Origin of the sequence: Paraburkholderia sp. GAS82, assembly GCF_050436285.1 — a bacterium.
GTDB lineage: Bacteria > Pseudomonadota > Gammaproteobacteria > Burkholderiales > Burkholderiaceae > Paraburkholderia > Paraburkholderia phenazinium_B.
The window spans coordinates 241,050-267,559 of sequence record NZ_JBNDLX010000003.1 but is presented as its reverse complement, the minus strand read 5'-3'; the positions used below and the strand labels follow the sequence as shown (position 1 = coordinate 267,559).

The following is a 26,510-nucleotide window of genomic DNA, read 5'->3' as shown; positions in this document are numbered from 1 at the left end:
ATATATCAAAAACATGGGCCCAGGGTTCTTGCCTGGGCTGAACCCCAAGGAAACCGCAGTACAGTGTGAGTGGGAAGCCTGACGACCACTCGCGGGCTCACAGAAAGGACAATGTAATCGAACGCCAGAATATGGCGTTGCACGATGGTCCTTTGACAGAAAGCGCTCAGCCCCGCCGGGCAAGCCTTTGGTGCTCTCAGGAGCGCCGCTGCAGTGCCACAAACAACTCCGACAGCAGTTCAGCCGTCGCCTATACTCGAAACAAGCGTGACAGCCACAGCAAACTAAAAAGACCGTCGCTGGCCGCGCGAAGATACAAGGAGACGAGCATGACGACCTACTTTACGATCGCCGATTTCATCCTGATCATTCCGATGGCACTAGCCGGCGCCCTGTTTCTCGGCGCGCTACCCTGCAAGACAGAATTTCGGCACAACGTCTTCCGCCTGATTGGCGCCCTGTTGGGCGTGGGCGTCGCGGTACTGCTAGTAGAAGGACTTCCAGCGCTCGTCTAGCCCCGCCCGGGAATCCACCTGGGAGTCTTTAACAAGCCGCAGTCGGATAGCTGGTGAGGCAGCTTAGCGCGTGGTCGCGTCCAACGCGCCCGGCCCCTTGAACTGGCGTAACGCGCTAAGGAAATAGGCGGGGTCGTTGGATCCGCCCGATTCGCTGTCTGCTGCGCGCTCGAGCGAATCGAGTGCCGGCAGAGCCGTCCACGGCAGCGTCGGATGCTGATGATGCAGTCGATGCAGATGGTGGTTCATCAGCACACCTTGCCATCCGCGCGGCACGCGGAAATTGCGCGAGCGCCCGGGCTGATCCAGCGCGACACCATGATGCGGCAGGTTGTCAGCCAGCGAGAGCCATACGCCGCGCAAATACATCGTCAAGGCCAGCACCGGCCACCACGTTCCGTACAGGTAAAAAGCAAGCACGAACAAACCGAGCGTCAATAGCCAGTCGCGACGGATTCGTGCGCGTCGCGCGGGGTCGGCCGCGAAGCTGGTGAAATGACGCTGCACGTCGACGCCGACCGGTCCCTGCGTACTGATAGCACGGGCCACGAGCGAACGCGCGACGTTAGCGGATGCAAATGCGAGCAGCGGGACCATCAGTTCCCCTGCGTACAACCCACCGAGCAAACGTCCGTAGTAACTCACCCAGCCAGGCCACACTTCCGCGACGGGACGGCTGCGATCGAGCACATCCGGGCGATCAAAAGGCTCACGCGTAAAGCGATGATGCATCAGGTGTCCGAAACGTACCGCGTCGAACGGCAACGCAAACGCAATGGCCAGCGCACGTGCAACACCTTCGTTCAGACGGCGCCCAGCAAACAGTTGTCCATGAATCGCCTCGTGAATCAAACCCCAGTGCGTGGGTGTCAACACAACCAGCGGCACGATCAGTAGCAGCGCCGGCATGCCCCATGCGCGCAGCAGCACGGGAAACGCAAAAAACTGTAGCGCGATCGCGATCGTCACGACCGTCAGCAACGTGAGATTGGCACGTATGTCGATGGCAGCGCGTTTGGACGCGCGTCGTCCATGCGCCGTGGATTGCGTTGCCGGGCCGCCCTGGGCGACCGCACCTGGGTCCATCTTCCCTCCGTCGAGACGACATCGCCCGCGACCTTAGCAGTGCTGTATGACAGCGGGAAGAACGGTGTCACCAGGTAACAGCGCGTAACGGAAAGCCCAAGCCCATAAAGGAAAGCCGCCTTACGGCGGCTTTCAGAATCACACTATGTCAGTCAGTTCGACGATCAGACCGCCTGATCCGTCGAGGGCTTTTCCCACAGGTTGACGCCACCCTCGGTCGCGAAGCGATCAATCTCCGCGAGCTCTTCGTTCGAAAACTCGAGGTTCTTCAACGCACCCACGTTCTCAACCAGCTGCTCAGGTTTGCTCGCGCCGATCAGAACCGACGTGATACGGCCGCCGCGCAGTGCCCACGCGAGCGCCATCTGCGCGAGGCTTTGACCGCGGCGCTGGGCGATTTCATTGAGCTTACGCACATGCTCGATGTTCTGCGCACTGAGGTGGTCCTGTTTCAGCGAGTCGCCGCCTGGTTTGTTGACGCGTGCATCTGCCGGCACACCGTTCACGTACTTGCCGGTCAACAGACCTTGCGCAAGCGGCGTGAAGGCGATGCTGCCAGTGCCAATTTCGTCGAGCGTGTCGAGCAGCTCATGCTCGACCCAGCGGTTCAGCATGTTGTACGCCGGCTGGTGGATCAGCAGCGGCACCTTGTATTCGGCGAGCAGCTTCGCCATCTCGCGGGTCTTGGCGGCTGAGTACGACGAAATCCCGACGTAGAGCGCCTTGCCCTGTTGCACGGCGCTCGCCAGTGCACCGGCGGTTTCTTCGAGTGGCGTGTCAGCGTCGAAACGGTGCGAATAGAAGATATCCACGTAGTCGAGCCCCATGCGCTGCAGGCTCTGATCGAGACTCGCGAGTACGTATTTGCGCGAGCCGCCGCCCTGGCCATACGGACCCGGCCACATATCCCAGCCGGCCTTCGACGAGATCAACAGCTCGTCGCGGTACGGCTTGAAATCGTCCTTGAAGATGCGCCCGAAATTCGTTTCGGCACTGCCGTACGGCGGCCCATAATTGTTCGCCAGATCGAAGTGCGTGATGCCGAGATCGAATGCAGTGCGCAGAATGTCGCGTTGCGTCGAGATCGGCGTGGTGTCGCCGAAGTTGTGCCACAGGCCCAGCGAAAGCGCCGGCAGTTTGAGGCCCGACTTGCCGCAAACGCGGTATTGCATGTCCGAATAGCGTGCTGGAGCTGCTTCGTAAGCCATTGCTTGAATCCTTGGTGAAGAAGGAAGGAGAGTTGTCAGGCAGCCGCGTTGCCAACTGTCTGGCGAGCCTGGCCGGCCGTGACTACTATGTTGCGCGGCCGCGCACGGTTTCATGCGGGGTGTGACGAACCAACTATATTAGCGAATCGTCGAAAGGATTGCAGGCGTCCATTATGCGGGACACGTGAAGCTTGCACATGGACGCGCCCTTGACGCTCCCCTACACTTCCACGACTTTTCTACAGGAGGAAGTTCATGACCAAAGCGATTTCGCTCGCATTGATTGTCGGCGGCGTGGTGCTGCTGTATTTCGGCGGCCAGGCGTTCCACTCGTTTAGCAGCGACGTGTCGCGCGTCTTCACGGGCTCGCCGACCAACAAGGCCATCATGCTGATCGCAGGCGGCGTGATCGCCACGCTCGCAGGTCTGATCGGAATGGCGACTTCAGGCGGAAAACGCTGAGGCAGGCGACCGGCTGTGGGACTCCGCTGCGCAGGCCGGTTTTAAACGTCCCCGCAGCGGGGTTGAGCGACACGCGATGGCCTACGGGTCGCATTTTCTGCAACGAAGGATTGAACGCGAGCCGGTCCAGCGCGCCCCGGCCTAACGCGCCCCTCAGAATGCAATCTCCGGCTTCGACGCCGAACGCGAACCCGGTAACGGCACATTGCTCGCGCCGTGATAGGTGTACACCAGCGAAAACTTCACCTGGTCGCTGAGATTCTTGCCGGCCGAATGCAGCGTGTTGCAGTGGAAGAACACGACATCGCCGGGCTTGAGTTCCGGTGACACTGCCGTCCGGATCAGCGCCTGATTTTCCGGCAGATCGGAGCGGAAGAATTTCGCTTCGTCGAAACGATCCGACGTGAACGTCGCGGTATGCGATTGCGGCACCAGCCACAGCGCACCGTTATCCACCGTTTCAGGACCGAGCGCGAGCCACACCGAAACCAGGTCATCACGCTCGAACGACCAGTAGCGCACGTCGCGATGCCAGCCTGTCAGGCTGCCATACGCGGGATGCTTGGTCATCATGCAATTGTGATGCGCCCGCGAGAGGCGCGGCTCCTCGCCGAAATAGGTTTCCATCCAACCGCGGATTTCCGGTGCCGTGGCCCACTCCGCAAAACGCGGATGGCGTGCATACGCATCGAGCAGGCGCCGCACAGTATGGCCGCCGGGCGCGTGCTTCGACTCCGGCGCGCCGGGGTACTGCAGATCCGCCTCGAATTCGATCGGCGTGGCTGCTTCCTGCAACTGCCGCTGCGCGATCTGCTTCAGCTCGCTGCAGCGCTCGGGCGAAACCAGCCCCGGCACTACGACGAAGCCCCGTTCCCGCAACACCTGAACCTGTTCTTTCTTTGAGTGACCTGACATGGGTATTCCGTTACTTTCTACTGACCGATGCTCGATTGTAAAACGTGCGCGATCAGCGTGCGGACTTTGCCGTGCTCCCATCCCGGACGGGTGCACGCGACAGGGGCGGGCGTGCACGCTTTTTGATCGCAAAGGGCCCGACCGTGAGCGCTTTGCAGCACGATCTGCCCCGTAAAAACCCGCATACGCGAGGGTTATAACGGACTTTCTGACGTCACGATTCGCGTGTAGCCTGCACCCATGTTGATTGCAATTCCCGCTGCGTTCCTTTGCGCGCGGCCTCCGCAGGTCGCTGCCGCCACTTCCCGCTCAGTTTTCGGGCTTGCGCGTCCATCCCGCTGGCATAGATGGTGCTCGTTTTTATAGCACCTCCCGTCGCGTGACACGCTGCCTACATTTCGAAGCCATGCACACTCTCCTGAATACCCGTCTCACCCGCGCCGCCCTCAAGGCAGCGCGTCCCGCGCGCCGGCACGTCGTGCGTGCGCTGCGCCATCACGCAACCCGCACCCGTGCCCTCGCCGGCCAATGGCGTGAGGCCAAACCGGTCGACAGCATCCGCACGTGGTTCCAGATGTTTTTCACCGCGCTGCGTACGCAAGCCGGCTCGCGCCGCTTTTCGCTACGCACGCTCCTGCGCAAGCCGACGCCGCGCCGCGCGCTGCCGCCAAAACGCGTAAGCGCACCGCGCAGCACAAGCCGCCGCCCGCGCCGGATGTCGTTTGGCCATGAAGGCTGGTTCGGCTTCGCGGGCCTCTAATAGAAAAAGCCCCGCCCGGCTCAACGCCGGCGGGGCTTTTTGCTGACGCAGTACGCGTTAGACGACTGCGGCAACTGGCTCCGTACCAGCAGCCTCGGCGAGGGCCAGCGCCTTGTCCGTCGCTTCCCACGTGAATTCCGGCTCTTCGCGGCCGAAGTGGCCGTAAGCCGCGCTCTTCTCGTAGATCGGACGCAGCAGATCCAGCATCTGGATGATGCCCTTCGGACGCAGGTCGAAGTGTTCCTGGACGAGGCGCGTGATCGTTGCATCCGACACGCGGCCCGTACCGAACGTGTTGACCATCACCGACGTCGGCTGAGCCACGCCAATCGCATACGACACCTGAATCAGGCAACGCGACGCCAGACCCGCAGCCACGATGTTCTTCGCGACATAACGGCCAGCATAAGCGGCCGAACGGTCGACCTTCGACGGATCCTTGCCCGAGAACGCGCCGCCGCCGTGCGGTGCCGCGCCGCCGTACGTGTCGACGATGATCTTGCGGCCGGTCAGGCCACAGTCGCCTTGCGGACCGCCAATCACGAAACGGCCAGTCGGGTTGACCAGGAACTTGATGTCGCCCTTGATCAGCTCGGCCGGCAGCGTCGGCTTGATCACTTCTTCGATCACGGCTTCGCGCAGCGTGGACAGTTCGATATCCGGCGAATGCTGCGTGGACAGCACGACCGTATCGATCGAATGCGGCTTGCCGTCGACATAGCGCACGGTGACCTGCGACTTCGCATCCGGGCGCAGCCACGGCAGACGGCCGTCGCGGCGCAGGTTGGCCTGGCGCTCGACCAGACGGTGCGACAGATGGATCGGCAACGGCATCAGTTCCGGCGTTTCTTCACACGCAAAGCCGAACATCAGACCCTGGTCGCCGGCGCCCTGATCGAGGTTGTTGTCGTGTGCACGGTCGACACCCTGGGCGATATCCGGCGACTGCTTGTCGTACGCGACAAGCACCGCGCAACCGCGATAGTCGATACCGTAGTCGGTGTTGTCGTAGCCGATGCGCTTGATCGTATTGCGCGCGACCTGGATATAGTCGACGTTCGCAGTGGTGGTGATTTCACCGGCCAGCACGACGAGACCCGTGTTGCACAGCGTTTCCGCGGCAACACGTGAGTATTTGTCCTGAGTCAGGATCGCGTCGAGAATCGCGTCCGAGATCTGGTCCGCCACCTTGTCCGGATGGCCTTCGGAAACGGATTCTGAGGTGAAGAGATAGTCGTTTGCCACGTTGCAGACTCCTGTTGTGTGGTTACGGTTGAGTTTCACGTAGCCAGCTCCGGAAGCCTGAAGCGGCGACGCTTTAGCGGATTTCCTGACTGCCCGGTGCGTATCACGTGGATCGCGCCGGGCAGCTTCGCCCCGCAAGTTGTCTATTAACTCGGCGAAGCCCTTATTATAGCGACTTCCTACAATTGTCACAGAGTACCCACGCGTGTTGTATTTCGACTCGTTTTCGGTTTTCTCAAACGTAGCGTCCTCGTGTGCGCGCCGCGGAGCGTCAGCATGCTGAGCCGCTTCGGATCCAAACTCGCCATCGGACTGCTGAAACTGTTTGCGCTATTGCCATACGGAGTGATCGCCCGCCTCGGCGACGGTCTCGGCTGGCTGCTGTATCAAATCCCCAGCAATCGCAAACGCATCGTACATATCAACCTGAAACTGTGCTTCCCCGAGTGGAGCGACGAACGCCGCGAGGACGTCGCCCAGAAGCACTTCCGCCATGCGATCCGCAGCTATGTGGAGCGCAGCGTGCAGTGGTTCGGCTCGGCCAGGAGGCTCGAGAAACTGATCCAGCTCGACAGCGCGATCGACCTCACCGATCCCAACCTGCCGCCCACGCTGTTTCTCGGTTTTCACTTTGTCGGCATCGAGGCAGGTTCGATCTTCCTCAACTACTCGCTGCATCGACAGTGCGGTTCGTTGTATCAGCCCATGTCGAACCCGGAACTCGAGGCAGTCGCCAAGGCGGCGCGCGCACGCTTCGGCGCGGATATGGCCAGCCGCGCGGACAGTGCGCGCATCGTGCTGCGCTGGCTGCGCGACAAAAAGCCGGTCATGCTGGGGGCCGATATGGACTACGGCATGCGCAATTCCGCCTTTGTACCGTTTTTCGGCGTGCCGACCTGCACGCTGACTGCCGTCGGACGGCTTGCGAAGGTCGGCCACGCGCAGGTGGTGCCGTTTATCGGCGAGGTGCTGCCCCACTACAAAGGCTACCGTCTCAAGGTGTTCAAGCCGTGGGAAAACTACCCAACCGGCGACGACGAGGCCGACGCGCGCCGCATGAACGCTTTCCTGGAAGAGCAGATTCCGAAGATGCCGGAACAGTACTATTGGGTGCACAAACGCTTCAAGACGCGGCCGCCGGGCGAGCCGGGCGTGTATTGAAACGCCGTTAGCCGCATGTCCGCGCGCGTCACTTACAATAGCGCCATGAGACTGAAATTCACCAAGATGCACGGCGCGGGCAACGACTTTGTCGTGCTCGACGGCTTTACGCAGCCGCTCAGCCTGAGCGGGGAGCAGGTGCGCGCGCTCGCGGACCGGCACTTCGGCGTCGGCGCCGACCAGTTGCTGCTGGTCGAAAAGCCCACCATCGACGGCGTGGATTTCAGGTACCGCATCTTCAATTGCGACGGCGGCGAGGTCGAGCATTGCGGCAATGGCGCACGCTGCTTCGTCAAGTTCGTGCGCGACATCCATCTGACCGACAAGCGCAGCGTGCGCGTCCAGGTGCAGAACGGCATCCTCACGCTGACCATGCAGGACAACGGCGAAGTCACCGTGGACATGGGCATGCCGGTGTTCGAACCGGCCCGCGTGCCGTTCGATGCGAGCGGCCTCGACGGCCGCCGGGAAGGCGACGACACGCTCTGGCCGCTCGAGGTGAACGGCGCCACGCGTTGGGTCTCGGTCGTTTCGATGGGTAATCCACATGCAGTGCAGGTGGTCGACGACGTCGAGGCGTTTGCCGTGCTCGTCGACGGCCCGCTCATCGAGCATCATCCGCGCTTCCCACAACGGGTGAACGCCGGCTTCATGCAGATCGTCGCGCGCAACGAAATCAGGCTGCGTGTCTACGAACGTGGCGCTGGCGAAACGCTGGCGTGCGGCACGGGTGCCTGTGCAGCGGTCGCCGCCGGCATTCGCCGCGGGCTGCTCGAAGCGCCCGTGAAGGTACACACCCACGGCGGTACGCTAACTATTTCCTGGAACGGTGAGCACGAAAACACACCGCTCCTGATGGCCGGTCCCGCTGCGACCGTCTTCGAAGGTGAGATCGAACTGGCCGACTGAGCGAACGAACGCGCGGCCGGATGCACAGCCCGCGCCTGACCCGACCAGTAGCCAGCTGCCCCCAATGACCGATGCGCCCGTTTAAGGGCGTAGTCCTTTAGCCGAAACCATGAACGATCGCGAAGTCGCCGAATACCTGCTCGCCAACCCCGACTTTTTCGCGGAACACGCGGAAATGCTCGCGACCATCAAGCTCGCGAACCCGCACGGCAAATCCGCGGTTTCGCTGCAGGAACGGCAGATGGAAATGCTGCGCGACAAGAACAAGCTTCTCGAACGGCGTCTTGCCGAACTGCTGCGCTACGGGCACGAGAACGACAGCATTGCCTCGAAATTCAACCGCTGGACCACCCGCGTGATGTCAGAGCGCGATCCGTACGCGCTGCCGCGCACCATCGCCAATGGCCTGCGCGAAGTGTTCGACGTGCCGCAGGCAGCCCTGCGTGTGTGGGACGTGGCCGAGCCGTACACCCAGGCGGACTTCGCGCGCCAGGTGGGCGAGGAAGTCCGCATCTTCGCCAATAGCCTCACCAGCCCGTATTGCGGTGCGAATACCGGTTTCGAAGCGGCGCAATGGCTGGTGCCGGCGGTGACCTCCGTGCCCGCGGAAGGCGCTGCGGCACAGGAAGGTGCGCACGCAACGGAATCGATCGCATTACTGGCCCTGCGTGAACCCGAGAGCAACGAAGACGCAGCGACTTTCGGCCTGCTGGTGATGGGCTCACCCGACCCGCGCCGCTTTCACGAAGGCATGGCAACCGACTTCCTGACGCAGATCGGCACCTTGGCCAGCGCGGCGTTGAGCCGTCTGCTGCCGCGCTGACGCGCCCGGCTGTCCGCCAACTCCCGCCGCTCGCCACAGCACGCGCCCGCTACCGTGACTACCGCCGACCCGATCGCCGATTACCTCTCGAATCTCGAACACGAGCGGCGGCTATCGGCACACACGCTGCGCGGCTACACCCACGAGCTGGATGAACTGAAGCTGCTGGCCAAGGGACGGCCGCTCGAAAGCCTCACCGCCATCGACATCCGCGGTGCCGTTTCCCGAGCACACGCGGCAGGGATGACGGCGCGCTCGATCAGTCATCGGCTATCGGCGTGGCGGGCGTTTTACCGCTGGCTCGCGGGCCGCGTCGATCTGCCGGCCAATCCGGTCGCCACCGTGCGGGCGCCGAAGCAGGCGAAGACGCTTCCCAAGGCGCTCTCGGTCGACGATGCCAACCGGCTAATGGAAGCGCCCAGCGCCGGCACCGCCGAAGGCTTGCGCGACCACGCGATTCTCGAGCTGTTCTATTCGTCCGGCTTGCGCCTCGCCGAACTGGTCGGGCTGGACGTGCGCTTTGCCGATGCCGATGGCTATCGTTCCGCCGGCTGGCTCAAGCTCGATTCGACGGAAGTCGAGGTGCTCGGCAAGGGCAACCGGCGCCGCATCGTGCCGGTCGGCAGCAAGGCGATCGACGCGCTCAACGCCTGGCTCGCGGTGCGCGGCGAGTTCGTCAGGCAGGATCCGCATCCGCTGTTTCTGTCAGCGCGCGGCAACCGGATGTCGCCGAACGTCGTGCGCGACCGGGTCAAACGCCTGGCGCTCGTCGCCGGCATTCCCGCCAACGTGCATCCCCACGTGCTGCGGCATTCGTTTGCCACCCACGTGCTGCAATCGAGCGGTGACCTGCGCGCCGTGCAGGAACTGCTTGGGCACGCCAGCATCACCGCGACCCAGGTGTACACCGCGCTCGATTTCCAACATCTGGCGCACGTCTACGATCAGGCGCATCCGCGCGCCAAAAAACGCGACTGAGACGGCTTTTTATGGGCCATAGGCGCCCGATGTCTCCGGTTTCGCCGCTTTACGCGGCACCTTGTTCTGCTCAATACCTCTCGAAGTCATGAATACCGTCACGCTGAAACCGTCGAAAGAAAAGTCGCTGCTGCGCCGCCATCCGTGGGTCTACGCGACCGCTATCGACCGCGTCGACGGTAATCCTGCTGCCGGCGCAACCGTGCTGGTGCGCTCGCACGACGGCCGCTTTCTGGCGCGCGCCGCCTACAGCCCGCACTCGCAAATCCGCGCGCGGGTATGGAGTTTCGACGAAGCCGAGCCGATCGACCATGCGTTCTTCAAGCGCCGCGTGCAGCGCGCCATCGAGCATCGCCAGGCGATGGTTCACAATACCGGCGCCGTGCGGCTTATCTTCGGCGAGGCCGACGGCCTGCCAGGCCTGATCGTCGACCACTACGTCGCCGATGACGCGGGCCAGCGCAGCCAACTCGTCTGCCAGTTCATGGCTGCCGGCGTCGAGGCGTGGAAAGAGGCGATCGTCGCAGCCTTGAGCGCAGCGACCGGCTGCCCGAACGTCTACGAGCGCTCCGACGTGTCGATCCGCGAAAAGGAAGGTCTCGAGCAGATCACCGGCGTGCTGGCGGGCGAAGCGCCGTCCGACGCGCTGATTGCCAGCGAAAACGGCGTGCGCTACCACGTGGATGTGCGCAATGGCCACAAGACCGGCTTCTACGTCGATCAGCGCGACAACCGGGCGCTCGTCCAGCAACTGGCGAAGGATCGCGAGGTGCTGAACTGCTTCTGCTACACCGGCGGCTTCTCGCTGGCGGCGCTCAAGGGCGGGGCAAAACGCGTGGTGTCGATCGACTCGTCCGGCGAAGCGCTGGCGTTGGCACAACAGAACGTCGTCGCCAATGGTTTTGACGGCGAGCGCGCCACCTGGCTCGACGCCGATGCCTTCAAGACGCTGCGGCGCCTGCATGAAGAAGGCGAGCGCTTCGACCTGATCGTGCTGGATCCGCCCAAATTTGCTCCGTCGCGCGAACACGTGGACCGTGCCGCGCGCGCCTACAAGGACATCAACCTGACGGGCCTCAAGCTGCTGCGGCCGGGCGGGCTGCTCTTTACCTATTCATGCTCGGGCGCGATCGACGCCGAGCTGTTCCAGAAGATCGTCGCCGGCGCGGCAGCCGATGCCCGCGTCGACGCCCGTATCCTCAAGCGGCTGGGGGCCGGTGTCGACCATCCGTTGCTCACCGCTTTTCCGGAAGGCGAGTACCTGAAAGGCCTATTGTTGCAAATCGCCTGATCGCCCATAGTTGAGGAATATTTCCTTTGCAGGCGGCAGGGTTTGAATGAAGCGCGTCCGAAACCCCGCCTGCAGCGGCTTGACAGATATGTTTCAATAACCGATCAGCTCGAACGGCGCGGCCCACATCTCCGGCGTTCGACACAAGCATTCCGATTCACGCACAAAACAGGCGACCACCATGATTCCCGTCACGATCCTGACCGGCTTCCTCGGCAGCGGTAAAACCACACTGCTCAAGCGCATCCTGAACGAAAAGCACGGCATGAAGATCGCCGTGATCGAGAACGAGTTCGGCGAAGAGAACATCGATAACGAGATCCTCGTGCAGGACAGCAACGAGCAGATCATCCAGATGAGCAACGGCTGCATCTGCTGCACGATCCGCGGCGACCTGGCACGCGTGCTCAGCGATCTGGCCGCGAAAAAGCGCGCCGGCGAACTGGATTTCGAACGCGTCGTGATCGAAACCACGGGTCTCGCGAACCCCGGCCCGGTGGCGCAGACGTTCTTCATGGACAACGAGATCGCCGACGAATTCCTGCTCGACGCGATCATCACGCTGGTCGACGCGAAGCACGCGAATCACCAGCTGGATGAGCACGAAGTGGTGCAGCGCCAGGTCGGCTTTGCGGACCGTCTGTTCGTTACCAAGTCGGACCTCGTGGATGAAGCCGCCCTCGACGACCTGCGCCATCGCCTGCTGCACATGAATCCGCGCGCGGCGATCAAGGTGGTGAATTTCGGTGACGCCGATATCAAGGAAATCTTCGATCTGCGCGGTTTCAACCTGAATTCCAAGCTCGAAATCGATCCGGACTTCCTCGCCGAAGACGAGCACGCGCACGACCACGCCCATGATCATGACCATGGGCACGATCACGATCATGCGAATTGCGACCACGATCATGGCCACTGCGATCACGAAGGCCACGACCACGGCCACGCGCACCATCACCATGCGCATCACGACGACAAGATCAAATCGTTCGTGTTCCGCAGCGACCGGCCGTTCGATCCGAACAAGCTCGAAGACTTCCTCGGCGGCATTCTGCAGATCTACGGCGAGCGCCTGCTGCGTTACAAGGGCGTGCTGTATATGAAGGGGGTCGACCGCAAAGTGGTTTTCCAGGGCGTCCATCAGATGATGGGCAGCGATCTGGCCGCCAAATGGCAACCGGTCGAGAAGAAGAACAGCAAGATGGTGTTCATCGGCATCGAACTGCCTCAAGACCTGATCGAGGACGGCCTGAGCGCCTGCCTGGCCTGAACGGCGGGGAAGCGCCCGAAAAGCCAGCGTCAGGCGCGGGAAAAGCACTGAAACGAGCCGGGAACGCGAAATGCTGCCGGCTCGACAAGTCCCGAATCCGACTGAAGCCGACCCGAGAGCACGACACGTGTGAAAAACGCGTGAAAACCCCTGTTGCAGGAATCGTGCAAGCCCATCGCTTTTTAGCCGTTCGCGCGTTATATTTTCGGGATATTGGCGTGCCGCCCCTCGTAATAATCCCGGTTGCGGCGGCGGATTGTGATTCAGTTACAATACGTGCCCACTGGAGAATGAGAACGATTGCCCGGTCAGCGCGTATCCCGCGCCGGGCCTGACACGGCGCCGGAAAATCTAATCCGGGGAGTAGCACGCCGACAAGCTGGCTGGTCCACCGCCTCGAAAGGCGCGCCGCCGGTAAGCAATGCCTCAGGAGCATTTGAAAATCGTTTCCAGAGGAGTTCGGCCCCGCATCGACGTCTCGTCGCCTGGCGCCTTGGCGTCCGGCGTTTAGACGCCCCGCGCTTCGGCGTCACGACAGCCCACCGTCCGTGTTCGCCGGCGCTCATTGAGCGTTTTGAGGCGCCTTTGCGGGCAACACGAGAGTGCGGGCAACATGTACGAGTTTTGCCTCACATTGAAGAAGCAAGCCAGATGACGACGAAACGACTCTTGACCGAAGCCGAAATCCTGAAGATGAGCGACAAGGATTACATGAATGAGGATCAGCTCGCTTTCTTCAAGAACAAGCTCGAACAGCTGCAGGCGGACATTCTCCGCAATGCTGGCCAGACGACCGAAAACCTGCGCGAAACCGTGATCGTGCCGGACCCGGCCGACCGCGCAACGATCGAGGAAGAGCATGCGCTGGAACTGCGCACGCGCGACCGCGAACGCAAGCTGCTGAAGAAGGTGCAGCAATCGATCGCGCGCATCGAATCGGGCGAGTACGGCTGGTGCGAAGAAACCGGCGAGCCGATTGGCATTCCGCGTATGCTGGCCCGGCCCACGGCAACCCTGTCGCTCGAAGCGCAGGAACGCCGCGAACTGCGCCAGAAGCTGTTCGGCGACTGAACGTCTGCGGCGCGGCTACCGCGCGCCCTGATACGCTGCTTCGTTGAGAGGCGCACGGTGAACTGTGCGCCTTTTTCTTTGCGTGGGCCGAGCCTTGAGCCAGCCGCGCCATGCCTTGATCCGCCTGTCGTCCGGCTGCCGGAAGCTTTTACCGCTCTGTGCCCCAGCCTCGCTGCGAGGCCCGTCACTTTTCTGCCCGGCCGTCCGATCTCCGCGCCGTACCCCATCTCTGCCGCTTTTTTCCGGCGTATTTCCGCCCTTAGCCATCCGGCTGGCTCTTGATATGACGGCGCAAGCCCTAAAATAAACCGGACATGCGTTGCACGAGCACGCGCGGGCCGCTTTCTGGCGGCTATACGCTGCGGTTCGCCGCCCAACGCATCGGCACGCTGGCGCACAAGCGCCTCCGCGTCCTACCCGTTTTGCAAAAGGAATGCATATGGAGCAATTTCACGGCACGACGATCGTCTCCGTGCGTCGCGGCGACAAGGTCGCCCTCGGCGGCGACGGCCAGGTCACACTAGGCAATATCGTCATGAAGGGCGGTGCCAAAAAAGTCCGGCGCATCTATAACGGCCAGGTGCTGGTCGGTTTCGCCGGCGGCACCGCCGATGCCTTTTCGCTACTCGACCGCTTCGAAGCCAAGCTCGAAAAACATCAGGGCAATCTGACCCGCTCGGCCGTCGAGCTGGCGAAAGACTGGCGCACCGACCGCATGCTGCGCCGGCTCGAAGCCATGCTGATCGCCGCCGACGCGCACACCACCCTTGTCATCACCGGCAACGGCGACGTCCTCGATCCGGAAGGCGGCATCTGCGCGATCGGCTCGGGCGGCTCCTACGCGCAGGCGGCGGCCAAGGCGCTAGCGGATAACACCGAGTTGTCGCCGCGCGAGATCGTCGAAAAGTCCCTGCAGATTGCCGGCGACATGTGCATCTACACGAATCACAACCGCGTTATCGAGACGATCGAGTAAGGACACACGATGAGCACCATGACCCCTGCCGAGATCGTCTCGGAACTCGACAAGCACATCATCGGCCAAGGCCGCGCCAAGAAAGCGGTCGCGGTGGCGCTGCGCAACCGCTGGCGCCGTCAGCAGGTGGGCGACCCACTGCGCCAGGAAATCACGCCGAAGAACATTCTGATGATCGGACCGACAGGCGTCGGCAAGACGGAAATCGCCCGGCGTCTGGCCAAGCTGGCCGACGCCCCGTTCATCAAGATCGAGGCCACCAAGTTCACCGAAGTGGGCTACGTGGGCCGCGATGTGGACAGCATCGTGCGCGACCTGATCGAAATCTCGGTCAAACAGACCCGCGAAACCGAAATGCGCAAGGTGCGCACCAAGGCTGGAGATCAGGCGGAAGACCGCATTCTCGACATTCTTTTGCCGAGCGCGCGGCCGGTTGGGTTCGGCGCCAGCGATACCACGGACGAAGGTAGCACCACCCGTCAGACGTTCCGCAAGCGTCTGCGCGAAGGCCAGTTGGACGACAAGGAAATCGAGCTTGACGTCGAACTGCCGCAGGCGGGCATGGACATCATGGGGCCGCCGGGCATGGAGGACATGACCGAGCAGATCCGTTCGATGTTCGCCAATCTCGGTGGCGGCAAGAAGACGCGCCGCAAGCTGAAGGTGAAGGAAGCGTTGAAGGTGCTGACGGATGAAGAAGCGTCCAAGATGCTCAACGACGAGGAAGTGAAAACCAAGGCCGTGCAGAACGTCGAGCAGAACGGCATTGTCTTTCTCGACGAGATCGACAAGATCGCCTCGCGCAGCGAAGCGGGCGGCGCTGAAGTATCGCGTCAGGGCGTGCAGCGCGATCTGCTGCCGCTCGTCGAAGGCACGACGATCAACACCAAGTACGGCATGGTGAAGACCGATCACATCCTGTTCATCGCGAGCGGTGCGTTCCATCTCGCGAAGCCGAGCGATCTGATCCCGGAACTGCAGGGCCGTTTTCCGATTCGCGTCGAACTGGATTCGCTGTCGGTGAATGACTTCGAATCGATTCTGGTGTCGACGGACGCGAGCCTCGTGAAGCAATACCAGGCACTGCTCGCGACCGAAGACGTGCGCCTCGACTTCGCCGACGACGGTATTCGCCGCCTCGCGGAAATCGCCTTTTCGGTGAACGAGAAGACCGAGAATATCGGCGCGCGCCGGCTTTACACGGTGATCGAAAAGCTGCTCGAAGAGGTGTCGTTTGCTGCCGGTAACCATGCCGGCACGGACGTCAGGATCGATGCGGCATACGTGGACCGCGCGCTGAACGAAGTCGCGGACGACGAAGATTTGTCGCGATATGTGCTTTAACAACGGCACGCGGTTCGCCGTCAGCGGTGCAGTCCGCCGCTGACGCCGTCGAAACGGTTGAAACCGCTGAAACAAGACGCAAGCAGCAAGAAAAACGGGCGGCCTCGCAAGAGACCGCCCGTCTTTTATTGAAGCTCAACCGCCTCCCGGCGACACATCGACCGTGGCGCGCAGCGTCCGCCGGCGCGCTCGCTCTTACTGCTTCACCGGCCGCTTCGCCAGCTTGCGTTGCAACGTCCGCCGGTGCATGTTCAACGCCCGCGCCGTCGCGGAGATATTGCCGCCGTTCTCCGCCAGCACGCGCTGAATATGTTCCCATTCGAGGCGTGCCACCGAAAGCGGCGTGGGATGCTCGATCGCCGCGTCCGCCTGCAGCGCGCTTGCTTCGGTTTGCAGTGCCGAGAGAATCGTCTCCACGTTGGCAGGCTTGGCCAGATAGTTGTCGGCACCGTCCTTCACCGCCTGCACGGCCGTCGCAATGCTCGCGTAACCGGTCAGCACCAGCATCCGCGCGTCCGGTTGCAATTCGCGCAACGGCGCTACCAGTGTCAGGCCCGAATCGTGGCCCAGGTGCAAATCCACCGTGATCTGTCCGAACTTCTGCTGGTTCGCGAGCTTGATCGCCTCGTCCGCGTTGTGCGCTTCGGCCACCGTGTAGCCGCGCCGCGTCAGACCGCGCGCGAGGATGCCGGAGAACACTTCGTCGTCGTCGATCACCAGAAAATTCATGTCGCTCATGCCTGTTTCTCCGTATTGGATGGCACGGTGCCTGTGCGGCCCGCGCCGGAAGATTGTCGACCCGCCACCGGCAAGCGCAACACCGCGCGGGTGCCGCGCGGCCTGGCCTCGCGGGCGTCGGTCAGCTCGATCGATCCGCCGAGCCGGGCCGCCGCCGAAAACGCCAGATACAGCCCCACGCCGTGACCACCCTGGGTGCTGTCGACGGGCATCGTGCCAAGCGAGCCGCGCAACGATGCCGGTATGCCGGGCCCTGCGTCGCAAACTTCAAACTGGATACGATCGCCCGGCAGCGACAGCGTCGCGGTCAGCGTCACGTGATCGCTGCTGGCGCGCGCCGCATTGTCCAGCAGGATCGTGAGAATCTGGCTGACCGCGACCGTATCGTCAAGGTTCAGTTCGGCGGGCGGCGTGCCAAGTTGCTCGAACTTGACGTGCGGATGGCGCAGACGCCACTGCTGCGCGAACGACTCGAGCCACTCGCCAACGGGTTGCCGGCTCGCCGGCGCCGAGGCGCGCGAGCGCAGCCGCGCAAGCGCCGAGGTACACAGTGTCATCTGCTGTTCGAGCAGGTCCAGATCAGCGGTGTAAGGGGCGAGGCCCTTGTCGGTACGCGCCGCGTCGCGCAGTTCCTCGGAGAGCATCGCGATGGTCGATAGCGGTGTGCCGATCTCATGCGCGACGGTCGCCGCCTGCACGCCGAGGGCCACCGCGCGTTCGTCCCGCAAGAGGCGCTGCTGGGCGTCGCCGAGTGCCGCGTCACGTTGCCGCAGTGCGCGCGACATGCGTGCGACGAACCATGCAATCAGGCCCACGCTCACCGTGAAGTTCACCCACATGCCCGCCCGGTAGTAGTCGAACAGATTGGCGGGATTGTCGAGATTCAGCGGCACCGAATCGAAACCGAGCACGGCGTAGCAAGCCACCGCAAATGCCGCGAGCCACAGCATCAGATGCCATGGCAACACCGCCGCCGCGATCGCGAGCGAGGGCAGGTAAAGCGAGACGAACGGATTGGTCGTGCCGCCCGACAGAAAGAGCAACGCGGACAATGAACCGAGATCGACCCATAGCTGGCCGAACAGTTCGAGATTGGATTCGGGCCGCTGACGCGAGACGCGCCACCAGGTCAGCGCGTTGAAGGCCACTTCGAGGCTGACCACAAGCAGCATGGCCGGCAGAGGCAGATGCACGCCCACGAAGATCTGCACGACAGCAATGGTCACCAGTTGGCCGATGATCGCAAGACTGCGCAGCCAGAACAGATGTCCCAGGTTGACCCGGCCGGTAATGGTTATACGATGCATAACGCCAGTTTACCTGTTGGGAGTTGTCCGACACACTGTGTTGAGCGTGGACATTACCATTGAGCGTTTGATCGCAATCGCGCTCTCGCCTGGAACAGACTCATGCCGCTTACGATTTCCGCCCCCGGCCACCCTGCGTGGGTCGCCTTCCTGATTTTCCTTCAGCGCGCCGCGGCGGCGCAGCAAAACGGCGAGGCCGAAGCCCAGGCCATCTGGCTTGAAGCCGCCACACTGCTGCAGCCCGTCGAACACGACACGCTTGCAAACATCACTGGCGCGCTGCTGGAACAAAACCGCCACGACGACGCCATCGCATTCGCCGCCATTATTGCGCAACTGCGTCCCGACGATGCCGCTGCCAGCTTCCGCTTAGGCTACGCGCTGCAGCTCGCCGACCGCCACGCCGAGGCGCTTGTGCCGTACCGCCGCGCCCTCACTCTCGAACCGGACTTTCCCCAACTGCGCACGAATCTGGCGGGCGCAATCGCGCTCACCGGCGGCGATGTGACCGAACAGGTCACGTTGCTGGAAAGTGCGGTCGCAGCCGACCCGCTCGACAGCAACGCCTGGATCAATCTCACCCAGTCGAGCCGCTTCGCGATGGATCTGCCACGCGCGCTGCAAGCAGGCGCTCGCGCGGTCGAACTGGCGCCCCACAACTCGTTGGCGCTGAACAACTATGCGCTGGCACTCAAGGAAGCGCAACGCTGGGACGACGCCGTTCGTTTCGCGCAGGCCGCCTGCGAACTCGCGCCCGGCGACCCGGCGATGCGTTCGAATCTGGCGTTGCTGCATCTGGTGCATGGCAACTACGCGCAGGGCTGGCCCGCTCACGAAGCGCGCTGGCAAGGTTCGAAGGAACTTGACGGCAACCGTCCGGCGATGCCGGCGCCGCAGTGGCAGGGCGAGCCGCTTATGGGCAAGACACTGCTGGTGTGGGGCGAACAGGGCATGGGCGATCTGCTGCAATGCTGCAGGTTCATCCCGCTGCTGGCGGCGCATGTGCATGCGCAAGGCGGCCGCGTCGTGTGGAATTCGTTCCCGCAGATGGGAGCGCTGCTGGTACGGAGCCTGGGTAGCCACGTGGACGGGTACTCGGCGGGTGGTGGCATCGAGACACTGCCCGCATTCGACTATGAGATACCGTTGATGAGCGTACCGCTCGTGCTCGGCACGCTCGGCGATACCCTTCCCAACGCGGTCCCGTATCTGCAAGCGGACGCCGCAGCCAGCGCAACCTGGCGCCAGCGGCTCGCCGGAGAAAAGCGGCTTAAGGTCGGACTGGCGTGGACCGGCAGCCTCAACCATCAGCGCAATCCGTTCCGGGCGGTGGGCTGGCAGCGCTACGCGTCGGCCTTTGCCGGTATCGACGGCGTCGCGTTCTATTCGTTGCAGCATGGCGCCACAGCAGATGTTGCCGCCGCGCAGTCAGCCGGGCTGCCCATGGCCGACTACACCGCCGAGCTGAAAAGTTTCGACGACACCGCGGCCTTCGTCAGCGCGCTCGATCTGGTGATTACGGTGTGCACGTCGGTCGCGCATCTGAGCGGGGCAATCGGGCAGCGCACGTGGGTGCTGCTCGACACCAATCCACACTGGACGTGGCTGCTCGAACGGCGCGATAACCCGTGGTATCCAACCGCCACGCTGTACCGGCAACGGCAGTTCGCCGACTGGGATCCGGTGCTGGAAGAAGTAGCGCGGGACCTCGGCACGCTAGCCGGCCAGCGGTAACGACGCAGCGGGCGCGCCGCGCCCCTCACACTTCTTCGCCACCCCGAACGCCGGCGGCCTGCACGCGGGCAATATCCGCCGCGAGGCACTCCGGACATAAACACCGGCTGCCCGGATCGAGCCGTTCGGCGGGCAACGCCGGCATCGATTTGCACCAGCAGTCGAACGGCTGGCCGTGCATTGCACAATCGAACACGCTGCGGCAGCGTGGGCAACGGGCACTCTGCGCATGGACCTGGGAAGCGGGCTGTTTCATGGCGACCCAATGAAGTACCGGACATCCGGTCAGGAAATGATGCCACGTCCGGCAAGCCACCTGAAGGCCCCTGCCTCGAGGTTGCGTCCACAAAGCGGGATTTCGACGGAATTACCCTCGCAAACGGCGTCGAAAACGGCGCATGAGTGGCGTGCGCGCAACGTCGATTGCGCACTGCGAAACCCCGGCGGGGCCGGCCGCCAGAAGACGTATGGAAAACCCTGTTGCAGCGCGCCAGTCCTGTACAATTCGCCGTGTTTCAACTGATCCGTGCCGAGCCCTGCCGCCATGTCCGAAATTCCCGACCTCTCGCAGATCGCCCCCACCCTGAAGGCTGAAATCCTGGCCGAGGCGCTGCCTTACATCAAGCAGTATCACGGCAAGACCGTGGTGATCAAATACGGCGGCAACGCGATGACCGAGGAGCGCCTCAAGCAAGGCTTCGCGCGCGACGTCATTCTGCTGAAACTGGTCGGTATCAACCCGGTCATCGTGCACGGCGGCGGCCCGCAGATCGATCAGGCGCTCAAGAAGATCGGCAAGCAGGGCACCTTCATCCAGGGCATGCGCGTCACTGACGAAGAGACGATGGAAGTCGTCGAATGGGTGCTCGGCGGCGAAGTCCAGCAGGACATCGTCACGCTGATCAATCACTTCGGCGGCCAGGCTGTGGGCCTGACCGGCAAAGACGGCGGCCTGATCCATGCGCGCAAGATGCTGATGCCGGATCGCGACAATCCCGGCCAGTATGTCGACATCGGCCAGGTCGGCGAAGTCGAGGCCATCAATCCGGCGGTCGTGAAAGCGCTGCAGGACGACGCGTTCATCCCGGTGATCTCGCCGATCGGCTTCGGCGAAGACGGCCTGTCGTACAACATCAACGCGGATCTGGTTGCGGGCAAACTGGCGGTGGTGCTGAACGCCGAGAAGCTCGTCATGATGACCAACATCCCCGGCGTGATGGACAAGGAAGGCAATCTGCTCACCGATCTGTCGGCACGCGAAATCGATTCGCTGTTCGAAGACGGCACGATCTCCGGCGGCATGCTGCCGAAGATCTCCTCCGCGCTCGACGCAGCAAAGAGCGGCGTGCGCTCGGTGCACATCATCGACGGCCGTATCGAACACTCGGTGCTGCTCGAAATCCTGACCGAGCAGCCGTTCGGTACGATGATCCGCTCGCACTGAGCATGTCTGGATATGCAGCGCGTCCCGTCGATGCGCTGCATATTTCACCTGCCGTTTCCCTTCGCCTTGCTGCGGCAGTTTCCGCGTCGTCCTCCGCATCAGTTTCAGCATCAAGCGCCCGGCCAATCGTCCGCCGTGGCACGCCACCCTTCCCTTTTTCTCCCGGCGCACGCATGATGGACCGCAGGCACCCGCTCGTTCATTTCATACGGCGCCGGCAAGAGCCCGGTCCGGTTTTCCCTCACCATGCGCACCTTCCCGTCCAGACACGCTAAACGCCGCCGGCCTCACATCGCAGGCGGCAGCCCGGTATGGCTGTTCGATCTCGACAACACGCTGCACCACGCATCGCATGCCATCTTTCCAGAGATCAACCGGGGCATGACGCAGTACATCATTGATTCGCTGCAAGTGGAACGCGACGAAGCCGACCGCCTGCGCAGGCTCTACACAGACCGTTACGGCGCGACACTGCTGGGCCTCGCCCGCCACCATCCGGTCGACGTGCACGATTTTCTGAAGGTCGTGCATACGTTCGCCGATCTGCCTTCGATGGTGCGCAGCGAACGCGGCCTGGCGCGTCTCGTTGCCGCCTTGCCGGGCCGCAAGATCGTGCTGACCAATGCCCCGGAAGCCTACGCGCATGCGGTGCTGGCCGAGCTGCGGATAGAGCGGCTGTTCGAGCGCGTGATCGCCATCGAGCACATGCGCGATCGTCGCGGCTGGCGCGCCAAGCCTGACGCGAGCATGCTGCGCCGGGCGATGCGCGACGCCCACGTGCCGCTCGCCGACGCCATCCTCGTCGAAGACACGCGCTCGCATCTGAAGAACTATCGCCGGCTGGGGATCCGCACTGTGTGGATCGTCGGCCACCTGCCCAACAAGGTGCGCGCGGACGGCGTACCAGGCCTGCTGCCCGGTACTGGCCGACCGCACTATGTCGACCGCCGGATTCGTTCGTTAAAATCGCTGAGATTGGGCACCCGCTCAGTGCGCCTGAAGGAACGACAGACATGCAACCGGATCACAAGCATGACGAGGCCGTAACCGAAGACCCGCCAGCCACGGGCAGTACCCGCGCGGCCCGCCTGAAACCGGGCGAGCGCCGCGTGCATATCCTGCAGACGCTTGCCACCATGCTGGAGGCGCCGAAGAACGAAAAGATCACCACGGCGGCGCTGGCCGCGCGGCTGGGCGTCTCGGAAGCCGCGTTGTACCGGCATTTCGCCAGCAAGGCGCAAATGTTCGAAGCACTGATCGAATTCATCGAACAGTCGATCTTCGGACTCATCAACCAGATCGCGACGAAAGAGCCCAATGGCGTGCTGCAGGCCCGTACGATCGCGTTGATGCTGCTCAACTTTTCCGCGAAGAATCCTGGGATGACGCGCGTGCTGACATGCGAAGCGCTGGTGGGCGAGCACGAACGGCTGACCGAGCGCGTCAACCAGTTGCTCGAACGCGTCGAGGCCTCGCTCAAGCAATGCCTGCGGCTCGGCCTGATGGACGCCAACTCGCAGGCCAACGGTAACGCCTCCGCCCAGGGCACCGCCGTGCCGCTGCCGGAGGACTACGATCCAGCCGTGCGGGCCAACCTGCTGCTTAGCTACATCGTCGGACGCTGGCACCGGTATGTGCGAGGCGGCTTCGCACGCAATCCGGCTGAGCAGGCCGACGCCCAGTTGAGATTGATTCTTCAGTAGTCCGCTGGAATCGCGGGCGTTGCGGATCAAGACTGCCGCTCGCCGCGATCTGGTTTTGGTGCTTCCGCCATGGTTCACGCATCCAGACGCAACTCGCGCCGGGCGACGCCCGCGCGGCATCGGCGCCGCTGCCGCGCGGAATTTTCCGCTATACTTTGCGCTAATTGCTTTGACTGACGCGCCGATTTGCTGACTCGATTGCGGGCGCGCGAACCTGCTGGAATTCCATCCGGCGGTTCACTATAAATGCGGCTAAAGAGGTCGTCAGCCGCGCACATTGTCCTTCTCCGTGCCTTGCCGACACCCATTTAGCCGCCCTGTTGAAGGCGGAATGAATGGATTCAATCGGTATCGTCGCTCCCCAGAAAATGCATTTCTCCGAGCCGCTGCTCATGCAGAACGGCCGCTCGTTAGCCGGTTTCGACCTGATGGTGGAAACCTACGGCACGCTCAACGCCGCGCGCAGTAATGCCGTGCTCGTCTGCCACGCGCTCAACGCTTCGCACCACGTGGCGGGCGTCTATGCGGATGACCCGAAAAACGTCGGCTGGTGGGACAACATGGTCGGTCCGGGCAAGCCGCTCGACACGAACCGGTTCTTCGTAATCGGCGTGAACAATCTCGGCTCGTGCTTCGGCTCGACCGGCCCGATGAGCCTCAACCCGGCGACCGGTGAGCCGTACGGCGCGAGCTTTCCTGTGGTGACCGTGGAAGACTGGGTGAATGCGCAGACGCGCGTCGCCGACAGCTTCGGCATCGAGCGTTTCGCAGCGGTGATGGGCGGCAGCCTCGGCGGCATGCAGGCGCTCGCGTGGAGCATGATGTATCCGGAGCGCGTGGGCCATTGCATTGTGGTGGCGTCCACGCCGAAGCTCTCCGCGCAGAACATTGCGTTCAACGAAGTGGCGCGTTCCGCGATCCTCTCGGACCCCGACTTCCACGGCGGCAACTACTACGCGCACAACGTTAAGCCGAAGCGCGGACTACGCGTGGCGCGCATGATCGGTCATATCACCTATCTGTCGGACGATGACATGGCCGAGAAATTCGGCCGCTCGCTGCGACGGGCGGAGGGTGCCCTCGACGCGTACAACTTCAATTTCGACGTCGAATTCGAAGTGGAGTCGTATCTGCGCTATCAGGGCGACAAATTCGCCGACTACTTCGACGCCAACACCTATCTGTTGATCACGCGCGCGCTCGACTACTTCGATCCGGCCAAGGCCTTCGAGGGCGATCTGACCAAGGCCGTTGCGCATACGACGGCGAAATACCTGATCGCCAGTTTCACGACCGACTGGCGTTTCGCGCCGGCGCGCTCGCGCGAACTGGTGAAGGCACTGCTCGATCACAAACGCACGGTGACGTACGCAGAAATCGACGCGCCGCACGGCCACGACGCATTCCTGCTCGACGACGCCCGCTATCACAACCTGATGCGCGCCTATTACGAACGTATTGCCAACGAGGTGAACGCATGAACCAGCGCGCTCTCGATTATCTTGCGCTGCGCCCCGACTTCCGCGCCATCGCCCGGTGGGTTGAACCGCGCGCGACGGTGCTCGATCTGGGTTGCGGCGACGGCTCGCTGCTGTCGACGCTCACCGAGGAGCTCGAAGTCTCCGGTTACGGCATCGAGATCAACGACGCCGGCGTGCTCGCCGCCACCCAGAACGGCGTCAACGTGATCCAGCAGAATCTGGAAGACGGTCTGCGGCTCTTCGAAGACGGCAGTTTCGACTTCGCGATCCTGTCGCAGACGCTGCAGACCATCCATCAGACCGCTGCGATCCTGCGCGAGACGGTGCGGGTCGGCAAGGAATGCATCGTATCGTTCCCGAATTTCGGCTACTGGGCACACCGCATTTCGGTGTTGCGCGGACGCATGCCGGTATCGAAATCGCTGCCTTTCCAGTGGCACAACACCCCGAACGTGCGGGTGCTGACGATCAAGGATTTCGAGGCGCTGGCGCCCGAGGTCGGTATCGAAATACTCGACCGGGTCGTGCTGCACGGCGGCCAGGTGGTGCGGTGGGGGGCGAACTGGCGTGGTAGTCTTGCGGTCTATCGCGTCAAGAAAAGCTAACGTCACTCACCCAAATGTCGAACCCGCCGCACGAGGCGCCCGCACTTACCGCTCACGTCGAACACACCGGCTGGCGCGCGTTTCTCAACACGCACATGCTGATCTGCGTCTTTCTCGGCTTTACGTCGGGATTGCCGCTGTTCACGCTCGTCTATCTGGTGCAGGCGTGGTTGCGCTCCGAAGGCGTCAATCTGAAGGAAATCGGCCTGTTTGCGCTGATCCAGTTTCCCTACACATGGAAATTTGTCTGGGCACCGCTGATGGACCGTTACGTGCCGCGCCTGCCCGGCTGGCGGCCGGGCAGGCGGCGCGGCTGGATGCTGGTCACGCAGATTCTGGTGGCCGGCGCGATCGCCACGCTCGGCTTCGTGTCGCCGCGCGATTCGATCTGGACGGTCGCCGCGCTCACCGCACTGGTGGCGCTTTTCGGCGCGAGCCAGGATATCTCCATTGATGCCTACCGGCGCGAGTTGCTCACCGATACCGAGCAGGGTCTCGGCAACGCGGTTCACGTCAACGCTTACAAGATTGCCGCGCTGGTGCCGGGCTCGCTCGCATTGATCCTGTCCGACCATTTGCCATGGACTACTGTGTTCATTGTCACGGCCGCATTCATGGTGCCGGGCATGATCATGACGCTCGTCGTGCGCGAGCCGGAAGTGCACGGTGCGCCGCCGAAGAACCTGCGTGAAGCGATCATCGAGCCGTTTCGCGAATTCATCCTGCGCGACGGCTGGCGCGGGGCGCTGTTCGTGCTCGGCTTTATCTTTCTGTACAAGCTCGGCGATACGATGGCGACCAATCTGTCGACCTCGTTCTTTCTGGATATCGGCTACTCGCGCACGCAGATTGGCGTGATCGCCAAGACCACCGCGTTCGGTGCGAGCCTTGCGGGTGGGATCGTCGGCGGGATCTGGATGATGCGCATTGGCATCGGCCGCGGGCTGTGGGTGTTCGGCGTTCTGCAGATGGTGTCGACGCTTGGCTTCGCATGGCTCGCGCATCTTGGGCCGGCGTCGCCTGGACTTACGGCCATCTACGATTTCGCTGTCTTCACGAGCCAGGGTGTGACGAAGCTGCTGTCCGTGTTTGGTGTGGATTGGGCCGTGCAGCTCGATCCGCGCTCGGTTGCGCTGGCGCTCGTCTACGGTCTCGAGACGTTTGCCACTGGTTTGACCATGGCGGCATTTACGGCTTACATCGCCAGTACGACAGATCCGCGTTACACCGCTACCCAGTTCGCACTCTTTACCAGTCTCGCGTCGGTGCCGCGCACGCTGGCGTCGGCGGCGAGCGGGTATGTGGTTGCACAGATAGGCTGGTTCGACTACTTCCTTGCCTGCACCGCACTGGCGCTGCCGGGCATGCTGCTGTTGCTGCGTATCGCGCCCTGGAGGCTGAGGTCGTGAGCGGGTTCGCGTCAAGGCAAGCGGCCGCCTCGGGAGCGATTGCGGCCATCGTACGTCGTGCATTGCCTGACGTGC

At 62.9% G+C, this 26,510-nt stretch carries 26 protein-coding genes; 19 read left to right on the top strand and 7 right to left on the bottom strand.

Features of this window, described 5'->3' with window-relative positions; all coding sequences use genetic code 11:
* Positions 1-329 precede the first annotated feature (329 nt).
* Positions 330-515, top strand: a complete 186-nt coding sequence (locus P3T17_RS11560) for a hypothetical protein (RefSeq protein WP_074263084.1) — start codon at positions 330-332, stop codon at positions 513-515.
* A 63-nt stretch (positions 516-578) separates the two neighbouring features.
* Here the strand turns inward: P3T17_RS11560 and P3T17_RS11555 are convergent, their stop codons facing one another.
* Together P3T17_RS11555 and mgrA are read right to left on the bottom strand one after the other, a co-directional pair.
* Positions 579-1,601, bottom strand: coding sequence for a fatty acid desaturase (locus tag P3T17_RS11555; RefSeq protein ID WP_429406753.1), 1,023 nt, complete (start codon positions 1,599-1,601; stop codon positions 579-581).
* A gap of 164 nt (positions 1,602-1,765) precedes the next feature.
* A complete protein-coding gene (gene mgrA, locus P3T17_RS11550) occupies positions 1,766-2,809 on the bottom strand; it encodes an L-glyceraldehyde 3-phosphate reductase (RefSeq protein ID WP_074263083.1) in 1,044 nt (347 codons plus the stop codon).
* A gap of 255 nt (positions 2,810-3,064) precedes the next feature.
* Here mgrA and P3T17_RS11545 point away from each other — a divergent pair, with 255 nt between their 5' ends.
* Positions 3,065-3,271, top strand: a complete 207-nt coding sequence (locus tag P3T17_RS11545; protein WP_074263082.1) for a DUF3185 family protein — start codon at positions 3,065-3,067, stop codon at positions 3,269-3,271.
* Between the two features lie 153 nt (positions 3,272-3,424).
* Here P3T17_RS11545 and P3T17_RS11540 read toward each other — a convergent pair whose 3' ends face one another.
* Positions 3,425-4,186: a phytanoyl-CoA dioxygenase family protein gene (locus P3T17_RS11540; protein ID WP_429406752.1), complete on the bottom strand. Its 762-nt coding sequence runs from the start codon at positions 4,184-4,186 to the stop codon at positions 3,425-3,427.
* A 406-nt stretch (positions 4,187-4,592) separates the two neighbouring features.
* Here P3T17_RS11540 and P3T17_RS11535 point away from each other — a divergent pair, with 406 nt between their 5' ends.
* Entirely contained in the window at positions 4,593-4,946 is a 354-nt protein-coding gene (locus P3T17_RS11535) for a hypothetical protein (RefSeq protein ID WP_074263080.1), read from the top strand.
* Positions 4,947-5,003: 57 nt separating this feature from the next.
* Here the strand turns inward: P3T17_RS11535 and metK are convergent, their stop codons facing one another.
* Positions 5,004-6,191: a methionine adenosyltransferase gene (gene metK, locus P3T17_RS11530; RefSeq protein ID WP_074263079.1), complete on the bottom strand. Its 1,188-nt coding sequence runs from the start codon at positions 6,189-6,191 to the stop codon at positions 5,004-5,006.
* Between the two features lie 276 nt (positions 6,192-6,467).
* On the opposite strand from metK, the gene P3T17_RS11525 reads away from it, so the two are divergent.
* The 9 genes from P3T17_RS11525 (at position 6,468) to hslU (ending at position 16,014) form a co-directional block, all read left to right on the top strand.
* Positions 6,468-7,352 (top strand): lipid A biosynthesis lauroyl acyltransferase, encoded by an 885-nt coding sequence (locus P3T17_RS11525; RefSeq protein WP_429406750.1) that lies wholly within the window; start codon positions 6,468-6,470, stop codon positions 7,350-7,352.
* 45 nt (positions 7,353-7,397) lie between these two features.
* Positions 7,398-8,261 (top strand): diaminopimelate epimerase, encoded by an 864-nt coding sequence (gene dapF / locus P3T17_RS11520; RefSeq protein ID WP_429406748.1) that lies wholly within the window; start codon positions 7,398-7,400, stop codon positions 8,259-8,261.
* A 109-nt stretch (positions 8,262-8,370) separates the two neighbouring features.
* The gene (locus P3T17_RS11515) at positions 8,371-9,084 is read left to right on the top strand and encodes a DUF484 family protein (protein WP_429406746.1); all 714 of its coding nucleotides are present in this window, start codon (positions 8,371-8,373) and stop codon (positions 9,082-9,084) included.
* A gap of 54 nt (positions 9,085-9,138) precedes the next feature.
* Positions 9,139-10,062, top strand: coding sequence for a tyrosine recombinase XerC (gene xerC, locus P3T17_RS11510; RefSeq protein WP_074263076.1), 924 nt, complete (start codon positions 9,139-9,141; stop codon positions 10,060-10,062).
* A gap of 88 nt (positions 10,063-10,150) precedes the next feature.
* A complete protein-coding gene (locus P3T17_RS11505; RefSeq protein ID WP_429406744.1) occupies positions 10,151-11,353 on the top strand; it encodes a class I SAM-dependent rRNA methyltransferase in 1,203 nt (400 codons plus the stop codon).
* A 181-nt stretch (positions 11,354-11,534) separates the two neighbouring features.
* Positions 11,535-12,623 carry a CobW family GTP-binding protein gene (locus tag P3T17_RS11500; RefSeq protein WP_429406742.1) on the top strand — a complete coding sequence of 363 codons (1,089 nt, stop codon included), beginning with the start codon at positions 11,535-11,537 and terminating at the stop codon, positions 12,621-12,623.
* 651 nt (positions 12,624-13,274) lie between these two features.
* Positions 13,275-13,694 carry an RNA polymerase-binding protein DksA gene (gene dksA, locus P3T17_RS11495; RefSeq protein ID WP_074263073.1) on the top strand — a complete coding sequence of 140 codons (420 nt, stop codon included), beginning with the start codon at positions 13,275-13,277 and terminating at the stop codon, positions 13,692-13,694.
* Positions 13,695-14,133: 439 nt separating this feature from the next.
* Positions 14,134-14,670 carry an ATP-dependent protease subunit HslV gene (hslV, locus tag P3T17_RS11490; protein WP_074263072.1) on the top strand — a complete coding sequence of 179 codons (537 nt, stop codon included), beginning with the start codon at positions 14,134-14,136 and terminating at the stop codon, positions 14,668-14,670.
* A 9-nt stretch (positions 14,671-14,679) separates the two neighbouring features.
* Complete coding sequence (gene hslU, locus P3T17_RS11485) at positions 14,680-16,014, top strand: ATP-dependent protease ATPase subunit HslU (protein ID WP_074263071.1); 1,335 nt, start codon at positions 14,680-14,682, stop codon at positions 16,012-16,014.
* A 195-nt stretch (positions 16,015-16,209) separates the two neighbouring features.
* Here hslU and P3T17_RS11480 read toward each other — a convergent pair whose 3' ends face one another.
* On the bottom strand, positions 16,210-16,752 hold the full coding sequence (locus P3T17_RS11480) for a response regulator transcription factor (protein ID WP_074263070.1): 543 nt from the start codon (positions 16,750-16,752) through the stop codon (positions 16,210-16,212).
* Positions 16,749-18,059: an ATP-binding protein gene (locus tag P3T17_RS11475; protein WP_429406740.1), complete on the bottom strand. Its 1,311-nt coding sequence runs from the start codon at positions 18,057-18,059 to the stop codon at positions 16,749-16,751. Before P3T17_RS11475 ends, P3T17_RS11480 begins: the two co-directional genes overlap by 4 nt.
* Positions 18,060-18,161: 102 nt before the next feature.
* On the opposite strand from P3T17_RS11475, the gene P3T17_RS11470 reads away from it, so the two are divergent.
* The gene (locus tag P3T17_RS11470; protein WP_429406738.1) at positions 18,162-19,793 is read left to right on the top strand and encodes a hypothetical protein; all 1,632 of its coding nucleotides are present in this window, start codon (positions 18,162-18,164) and stop codon (positions 19,791-19,793) included.
* 25 nt (positions 19,794-19,818) lie between these two features.
* Here P3T17_RS11470 and P3T17_RS11465 read toward each other — a convergent pair whose 3' ends face one another.
* The gene (locus P3T17_RS11465; protein WP_074263067.1) at positions 19,819-20,049 is read right to left on the bottom strand and encodes a cysteine-rich CWC family protein; all 231 of its coding nucleotides are present in this window, start codon (positions 20,047-20,049) and stop codon (positions 19,819-19,821) included.
* A 288-nt stretch (positions 20,050-20,337) separates the two neighbouring features.
* Here P3T17_RS11465 and argB point away from each other — a divergent pair, with 288 nt between their 5' ends.
* The 6 genes from argB to P3T17_RS11435 all read left to right on the top strand — a co-directional run bounded on the left by argB (position 20,338) and on the right by P3T17_RS11435 (position 26,435).
* Complete coding sequence (gene argB / locus P3T17_RS11460) at positions 20,338-21,237, top strand: acetylglutamate kinase (protein WP_074263065.1); 900 nt, start codon at positions 20,338-20,340, stop codon at positions 21,235-21,237.
* Positions 21,238-21,483: 246 nt separating this feature from the next.
* Positions 21,484-22,284: a pyrimidine 5'-nucleotidase gene (locus P3T17_RS11455; RefSeq protein ID WP_429406736.1), complete on the top strand. Its 801-nt coding sequence runs from the start codon at positions 21,484-21,486 to the stop codon at positions 22,282-22,284.
* On the top strand, positions 22,251-22,940 hold the full coding sequence (gene slmA, locus P3T17_RS11450; protein ID WP_074263063.1) for a nucleoid occlusion factor SlmA: 690 nt from the start codon (positions 22,251-22,253) through the stop codon (positions 22,938-22,940). Before P3T17_RS11455 ends, slmA begins: the two co-directional genes overlap by 34 nt.
* Positions 22,941-23,275: 335 nt before the next feature.
* Positions 23,276-24,421, top strand: coding sequence for a homoserine O-succinyltransferase MetX (gene metX / locus P3T17_RS11445; RefSeq protein ID WP_429406734.1), 1,146 nt, complete (start codon positions 23,276-23,278; stop codon positions 24,419-24,421).
* Positions 24,418-25,026: a methionine biosynthesis protein MetW gene (gene metW, locus P3T17_RS11440; RefSeq protein ID WP_429406732.1), complete on the top strand. Its 609-nt coding sequence runs from the start codon at positions 24,418-24,420 to the stop codon at positions 25,024-25,026. The genes metX and metW overlap by 4 nt, the downstream gene beginning before the upstream one ends.
* 14 nt (positions 25,027-25,040) lie before the next feature.
* Entirely contained in the window at positions 25,041-26,435 is a 1,395-nt protein-coding gene (locus P3T17_RS11435) for an AmpG family muropeptide MFS transporter (RefSeq protein ID WP_429406730.1), read from the top strand.
* Positions 26,436-26,510 lie beyond the last annotated feature (75 nt).